Source organism: Streptomyces sp. sk2.1 (genome assembly GCF_008120935.1).
Taxonomy (GTDB): Bacteria; Actinomycetota; Actinomycetes; order Streptomycetales; family Streptomycetaceae; genus Streptomyces.
The window spans coordinates 1-1,549 of record NZ_RDBO01000199.1; the positions used below are offsets into that span (position 1 = coordinate 1).

At 79.7% G+C, this 1,549-nt stretch carries 1 protein-coding gene; it reads right to left on the minus strand.

From position 1 onward, the window contains the following. On the minus strand, positions 1 to 1,549 hold a 1,549-nt coding region (locus EAO76_RS42395), incomplete at both ends, for a TPM domain-containing protein (protein ID WP_262376226.1).

Here is a 1,549-nt window from a genome sequence, read left to right on the forward strand (position 1 = left end):
GGGTGGAGGAGGCGGACGCGGCGCTCGACGAGGCGCTGGCCGGTGCCCGGGCGCGGGAGAAGGACGAGGAGCGGGCCCGTTCCCTGCTCGACCGCACGCCGCCCGCCGCGCCGCCACCGCCGTACGACCGCACGTCCTGCTCCGCCAGGCTCGACGCCTCCCCGGCCAGCGCGTCCGCCTGCCGGGCCTCGGCCAGCGCCCCCTGCGGATCGCCCGCCCCGGCCAGTTCGAGGGACCGGTCGAGCCGCCGCTGTGCCTCCGCCAGCCGGGTCCTGGCCGGGCTGCCCACCGCACCGCGGTTCGTGGCGACGAAGTCGGCGGCGGCGGCGATCGCCGAACGCGCGGTGAGCGTCGTGCGGTCGAGCAGGGAACGGGCCCGCTCCTCGTCCTTCTCCCGCGCCCGGGCACCGGCCAGCGCCTCGTCGAGCGCCGCGTCCGCCTCCTCCACCCTGCGCAGCGCGTCGAGCGGGTCGTACGGCCCGGCCCGCAGCTCCTCCCGCACCCCGTCGAGCACCGACCGGGCACGGGCGATCCGGCCCCGCAGGTCCCCGGTCGGCACGCCCGCCCCGGTGCCCTCCAGCAGCCCGCCCGCGTCGGCCAGATCGGTCTCCGTCCCGGCGAGGGCCCCGGCCAGCCGTCCGTCCGCCTCCGCGAGCTCCCGGCCCCGCCGGTCCACCGCGTCGACGAGGGTGGCCGCCTGGTCCACGGCGCCCTCGGCGGCCCGGATGTACACGGCCGCCGCGGAACCGTCCCCGTCGTCCACCGCCTGCCGGGCCCGGTTGAGCCCGGCCGTGGCGAACAGCAGCCGCTCCTTGGCCTGCTCGACGTCACCGGCGACGGGCGCGGACGCCGACTCCGCGTACCGTCCGCGCATCGCGGCCAGGGCCGCCTCGGCCGCGGAGACGCGCCCGGCGAGCGCGCGGAACGCCTCCTCGACCGAGGCCAGGGCCCCCGGCGCGTCGCGCTCCAGGGCGCGCAGCCGGTCGAAGTCGCCGGACACGGCGTCGAGCCGGGCCCCCGCGTCCGCGCAGCGGCGGACGATCTCGTCCAGCATCCGGCGCCGGGCCGCGTCGTCCTCGGGAACGGCGTCGTCCAACTGCTGGCGCAGCCGGAACGCGGCCGTCAGCTCGCCCCTCGCCCACTCGACCGCCGCCGCGAAGGGCGCGGCGGCCTCCTCGCCGAACTGGGCGGTGGCGAAGCCCAGTTCCTCCTCGCTGGTGCGCACCGCGTCGTCGGTCGCCACCAGCGACTCCTTCGCCCGCGCGTCGAGCCGCTCCAGCGGCACGGGCGGCGGCTGCGGCGGCCCGCCCCGGCCCCAGCCCCGCGCGGCGGGAGTGGTGCGGGTCGCGGCGCGCCGCCTGCGCCGGAGGTACGCGTAACCGGCGACCGCCACCGCCCCGCCGACCACGACCACCGGCAGGACCAGGCTCTTGGCGTCCGTTCCGTCCGGGCCGCCGGTACCGGGGTCGAGCCCGCGCTGCGGGAGAACGACTGGGCCGGGGCGGCGATCGGCGCCGCGAACGGGTACGCGGCGGTGCTGACGGGCCGG